This window comes from Longimicrobiaceae bacterium (assembly GCA_035936415.1).
Taxonomy (GTDB): Bacteria; Gemmatimonadota; Gemmatimonadetes; order Longimicrobiales; family Longimicrobiaceae; genus JAFAYN01.
Genome location: DASYWD010000029.1, coordinates 1 through 5,605 on the forward strand (window position 1 = coordinate 1; position 5,605 = coordinate 5,605).

Below are 5,605 nucleotides of genomic sequence, written 5' to 3' on the forward strand. Positions count from 1 at the left end.
GGCCACCGGCGCGCCCCGCGGCCGGGTGACGGTGGAGGCGCCGATCGTGGTGCTCGCCGGGGGGGCGGTGGGGACGCCCGCGCTGCTGCAGCGCTCGGGGATGGGCGGCGGCGGGGTGGGGAAGTGGCTCCGCCTGCACCCCACCACGGTGGTCTCGGGGCTGTACGACCGGACGATGTACCAGTCGGGCGGGATCCCGATCTCCTCCGTGTGCGACGAGTTCATCCGCGGCGACGGGGACGGGTACGGATTCTGGATCGAGTGCCCGCCGCTCTACCCAGCGGTCTCGGCGGTGGCGCTCCCCGGCTTCGGAGCGCGCCACCGCGAGGCGATGGAGACCCTCCCCCGGCTGTGCACGATGATCGTCCTCACCCGCGACGGCGCCGACCGCGCCCGCTCCAGCGGCGAGGTCCGCGTGGACCGGCGCGGACGGACGCGCATCCGCTACCGCCTCGCCGCGGCGGACGGGCGGATGGCACTGCGGGGGATCGAGGCCGCGGCGCGGATCCAGCTCGCCGCGGGGGCCGAGGAGGTGGCGACGCTGCACGCGGACGAGTGCCGGATCCGCTGCGCCGCGGAGCTGGGGGAAATCGCGCGGCGCGGCTTCGCGCCCAACCGGCTGGGGCTCATGTCCGCGCACGTCAACGGCACCTGCCGCATCGGCCGCGACCCGGACACGAGCGGGTGCTCCCCCTCCGGCGAGCGCTGGCGCGTCCCGGGGCTGTACGTCTGCGACGGGTCGCTCCTCCCCACGGCGCCGGGGGTGAACCCGCAGGAGACCATCATGGCGCTGGCCTCCGTGGTGGCGGAGCGGATCCACGCGCGCCACCGGACGGGCTGACCGGGCCCGCCCCGGCCCGGGGCTCCCCGGGCGGGCGTGCGGACGTGTATCTTTGTCTCTTCCTCCCGAGCTCACGCGTTCCCCGGACCGACCATGACGCAGCGCCCTCGTTCGTATCGCGCCTCCGTCCTCGCCGCCGCCCTCGCCTCGGTCGCGCTGGCGGGCGCCGTCCCCGCCGCGGCCCAGGATGCCGCCGCCCTGCGCGCCGAGGCGGACCGCCGCGCCGCAGAGGTGCAGCCGCGCGTGGTGGCGTGGCGGCGCGACATCCACCAGCACCCGGAGCTCTCCAACCGCGAGACGCGCACGGCGAAGCTGGTCGCGGACCACCTGCGCGGCCTGGGGATGGAGGTGCGCACCGGCGTCGCCCACACCGGGGTGGTGGGGGTGCTGCGCGGCGGCCGGCCCGGGCCGGTGGTCGCCCTCCGCGCGGACATGGACGCGCTCCCGGTCACCGAGCAGACCGACCTCCCCTTCCGGAGCACCGTCCGCACGACGTACAACGGGCAGGAGGTGGGGGTGATGCACGCCTGCGGGCACGACCTGCACACGGCCATGCTGATGGGCACCGCGCAGGTGCTCGCCGGGATGCGGGAGCGGATCCCCGGCACGGTGGTCTTCATCTTCCAGCCGGCGGAGGAGGGGCCCCCGCCCGGCGAGGAGGGCGGCGCGCGGCTGATGGTGAAGGAAGGGGTGCTGCAGGACCCGAAGCCCGACGCCGTCTTCGGGCTGCACGTCTGGCCACAGCCGGTGGGGACGCTCCACTTCCGCCCGCTCGGCACCATGGCGGCCGCCGACAACGTGCGCATCGTCGTGCGCGGGAAGCAGACGCACGGCGCGGTGCCCTGGGGCGGGGTGGACCCCATCGTCGTCGGGGCGCAGATCGTCAGCGCCCTGCAGGCCATCCCGGCGCGGCAGCTCGACCTGACCGTCGCCCCGGCGGTGGTCACCATCGGCAGCTTCCAGGGCGGCGTGCGCCAGAACATCATCCCGGACTCGGTGGTGATGCTGGGCACCATCCGCACCTTCGACACCACGATGCAGCGCGAGACGCACGAGCGCGTCCGCCGCACCGCGCAGATGATCGCCCAAGCGGCGGGCGCCACCGCGGAGGTGGAGATCCGCGAGGCCGCCGCGCTCACCTTCAACGACCCGGAGCTCACGGCGCGCATGGCGCCCACCCTGGCGCGCGTCGTCGGGCCGGAGCGCCTCGGGACGGTGCGCCCCATCACCGCCGCGGAGGACTTCTCGTACTATCAGCAGCAGGTGCCCGGGATGTTCTTCTTCCTGGGGATCGTCCCCGAGGGGCAGGACCCGGCGCGCGTCCCCGCCAACCACTCGCCGCACTTCTTCGCCGACGAGGGCGCGCTCCCGGTGGGCGTCCGCGCCATGGCGCACGTGGCCGTGGACTTCCTCACCGGAGGGTGACGGGACAGGGGCTGGGCCGCGGGTAAACAGTGATGCGGCAGGAACCTGCGCCGGTTCCCGGGGTTCTGGTGTGTGGGATCCACACACCGGAGGGAGAATGACCCGCAAGCACTTTCTGGGCAGCCTGCTCGGCCTGGCCGCCGTTCCGTTCCTCGGCCGCGTGGGCGCGGACGGGGAGGCGGCGGCGGCGGCGCCCGCGCAGGACCGGCAGCGCATCGCGAAGCTGAACAAGCCGAAGGCCGAATGGCGCAAGCTGCTCACGCCCGCGGCCTATGCCGTGCTCTTCGAGGAGGACACCGAGCGCCCGCGCTCCAGCCCGCTGGACAAGGAGTACCGCGACGGCACCTACGTCTGCGCGGCCTGCCACCTCCCCCTCTTCGAATCCGCGGCGAAGTACGACAGCGGGACGGGGTGGCCGAGCTTCTGGAAGCCCATCTCCGGGCGTGTCGCCACGAAGCGGGACTTCAAGATGATCCTGCCGCGCACCGAGTACCACTGCGTCCGCTGCGGCGGGCACCAGGGGCACGTCTTCGACGACGGCCCACGCCCCACCGGCAAGCGCTACTGCAACAACGGGGTGGCGCTGCGGTTCGTCCCCCAGGGGACCCCGCTTCCCGAGCTGAGGAGCTGATATGAAGCTTCACGTGTCGTTCCTGGCCGTGCTGTCCATGTTCGTCACCGCGAGTGCGGCCGCCTGCCAGGCGCCCCCGGCCGAAGCCGACGCGCCGTCCGCGGCCGCGGCGGCCCCGGCCTCCGCGCAGCAGGGGCTGAAGACGGCGACCTTCGCCGGCGGGTGCTTCTGGTGCGTGGAGGAGGCCTTCGACGCGGCGGAGGGGGTGGTCTCCACCACCTCCGGCTACATGGGGGGCCACGTGCGGAACCCCACCTACAAGCAGGTCTCGGCCGGCGGGACCGGGCACGCCGAGGTGGTCCAGGTCGTGTACGACCCCCGGAAGATCGGCTATGCCGAGCTGCTGAACGTCTTCTGGCGGAACGTGGATCCGGTCACGCCCAACCGGCAGTTCTGCGACGTGGGGTCGCAGTACCGCTCGGCCATCTTCGCGCACGACGCGGAGCAGCGGCGGCTGGCGGATGCCTCGAAGGCGGCGCTGGACCGGTCCGGGAAGCTCTCCGGCCCCGTGGTGACGGAGGTCGTCCCCGCTGCGAAGTTCTACCCGGCGGAGGAGTACCACCAGGACTACTACCGCAAGAACCCGATCCGCTACAAGTACTACAAGTTCAGCTGCGGACGCGCTCGGCGGCTGGAAGAGGTCTGGGGCAAGCAGTAGCCGTCCCGGACCGGGCGGTCGGAACGAAAGTGACGGGCGGCTCTCCAGTGGAGGGCCGCCCGTCGCCGCTCCGGGGCAGTACGGGGCTCCTGACCTGTGGCGGAATCCAACCGTATGCCTCTACCCGGCGTCCAACTCTACGACCCGGCGGATCGCGGCCGGGCGCACCTCCACCCTCCCGCCCCGAGGACCCGATGCAGATGCGCACGCTCGTCCCTGGTGTCGTGCTGGCCGCCGCGAGCGCGTGCACCCCGGCCGCCACGCCTCCTCCCGCGGCCAACCCGGCTGTCCCCGCCGCCTCCTCGTCGAGCGTCGCCGGCCTGGTGGTGGAGCCGTGCACCCTCCCGGGCGTGCAGGGCCCGGCGCGCTGCGGCACGCTGGAGGTGTGGGAGAACCGGGCGGCCCGGTCGGGGCGGCGGATCCCCATCCGCTTCGTGGTGATCCCCGGTACGGAGACGGGCCCGGCGCGCGAGGCGCTCACCTACCTGGCCGGCGGGCCCGGTTCGGCCGCCACGAACGCCGCGGGGTGGATCACCTCCAGCTTCGGGCCCTCCCGGGAGGGGCGCGACGTCCTCCTGGTGGACCAGCGCGGGACCGGGGGGAGCTACCCGCTCCACTGCGGCCTCTACGGCTCCAGCGGGGACGCAGCGAGCTTCCTGGGCGCCTTCATGCCCGCCGAGGGGGTGCGGGCGTGCGTCCCCGAGCTGGAGCGGAAGGCCGACCTCGCGCACTACACCAGCGACCCCGCGGCCGACGACCTGGACGAGGTCCGCGCGGCGCTGGGGTACGAGCGGCTCGACCTCTTCGGCGCTTCGTACGGGACCCGCACGGCCCTGGTCTACATGCGGCGCCACCCGGAGCGGGTCCGCTCGGCCATCCTGCTGGGCGTGGTCCCCACCGACGCGAGCAGCCCCCTCGACTTCGCGCGCGACGCCGACCGGGCGCTCTACGGGGTGGTCGCGGAGTGCGAGGCGGAGGCCGCCTGCCGGGCCGCCTTCCCGGAGCTCCGCGCGAACCTGCGGCGCTCGCTGGAGCGCCTCGCCCACGGGCCGGTGGAGGTGGAGGTGGTGAACCCGGCGACGGGCGAGCCGGTGCGGTTTCCCTTCACCCGCGACCTGTACGCGGAGGGGATGCGGTACCTCCTCTACGGCGTGGGGACGTCCGGGCTGATCCCCGTGATGGTGCAGCACGCGGCGCGGGGCGACTTCGGTCCGATCGCCGAGTTCGCGCTCGACCGGCGGATGAACATGGTGAACGCGGGGAGCCACGCCGTCTTCCTGGCCGTCACCTGCGCCGAGGACGTCCCCTTCGCGGACCCGGCGGAGGGGGCGCGCCGGGCCGCGGGGACCTTCCTGGGCGACTACCGCCTCCGCGACCAGCGCGCCGCGTGCGCCGAGTGGCCGCGGGCGCCCATCGACCCCGGCTTCCGCGGCCCGGTGGTCTCCGACGCACCCACGCTGATCCTGTCGGGCCAGTGGGACCCGGTCACGCCGCCGTCGGGCGGCGAGCAGGTGGCGCGGCACCTCCGCAACTCGCTCCACGTGGTGGTCCCCAGCGGCGCGCACGGCTTCGGCGGGCTGGAGAACGCGTCGTGCGTCGACCGGCTGATGAACGACTTCGTGCGCGCGGCGAGCGTGGCCGCGCTCGACACCTCCTGCGTGGGCACCATCCGGCGGCGCCCCTTCCGCACGGAGCCCATCCAGACGCAGGTGGCGCGCGTGGAGCCGGCGGCGCTGGCCCGGCTCGCCGGCGAGTACCAGGCGCAGGGCTTCACGGCTACGGTGGCGGTGAATGGCGAGCGGCTGGAGATGACGATGCCGCAGGGGCGCTGGGTGCTCGTCCCCCTCTCGCCCACGCGCTTCCGGCGCCCCGGCAGCGTGAACCTCAACGTGGTGTTCGAGACCGAGGGCGGCAGGGCGCGCGCGATGCGGCTGGAGGACGGCGGCGTCCCCACGCTGACGGCGACGCGGAAGTAGGCGCCGGGGGCGTCCTGCGGCGGCGCTACGGCGACCCGGTGCGCCCCGGGCTGCCTTCCGGGGCGGTGGGACGC

5 protein-coding genes are annotated in these 5,605 nt (G+C 74.4%); all 5 read left to right on the forward strand.

The features are described 5' to 3' along the window. Positions 1-841: GMC oxidoreductase (locus VGR37_01125; GenBank protein HEV2145997.1), on the forward strand; the 841-nt coding region annotated here is incomplete at its 5' end. Between the two features lie 93 nt (positions 842-934). Continuing rightward, a complete protein-coding gene (locus VGR37_01130) occupies positions 935-2,266 on the forward strand; it encodes an amidohydrolase (GenBank protein HEV2145998.1) in 1,332 nt (443 codons plus the stop codon). A 97-nt stretch (positions 2,267-2,363) separates the two neighbouring features. Next, positions 2,364-2,897, forward strand: coding sequence for a peptide-methionine (R)-S-oxide reductase MsrB (gene msrB, locus VGR37_01135; GenBank protein HEV2145999.1), 534 nt, complete (start codon positions 2,364-2,366; stop codon positions 2,895-2,897). A gap of 1 nt (position 2,898) precedes the next feature. Continuing rightward, positions 2,899-3,555, forward strand: coding sequence for a peptide-methionine (S)-S-oxide reductase MsrA (msrA, locus tag VGR37_01140; protein ID HEV2146000.1), 657 nt, complete (start codon positions 2,899-2,901; stop codon positions 3,553-3,555). Positions 3,556-3,749: 194 nt separating this feature from the next. Next, on the forward strand, positions 3,750-5,531 hold the full coding sequence (locus tag VGR37_01145) for an alpha/beta hydrolase (protein ID HEV2146001.1): 1,782 nt from the start codon (positions 3,750-3,752) through the stop codon (positions 5,529-5,531). Positions 5,532-5,605 lie beyond the last annotated feature (74 nt).

Coding starts and splice junctions, on each gene's coding strand:
- VGR37_01130 (HEV2145998.1), top strand. CDS start 935: ATGACGCAGCGCCCTCGTTCGTATCGCGCCTCCGTCCTCGCCGCCGCC.
- msrB (HEV2145999.1), top strand. CDS start 2,364: ATGACCCGCAAGCACTTTCTGGGCAGCCTGCTCGGCCTGGCCGCCGTT.
- msrA (HEV2146000.1), top strand. CDS start 2,899: ATGAAGCTTCACGTGTCGTTCCTGGCCGTGCTGTCCATGTTCGTCACC.
- VGR37_01145 (HEV2146001.1), top strand. CDS start 3,750: ATGCAGATGCGCACGCTCGTCCCTGGTGTCGTGCTGGCCGCCGCGAGC.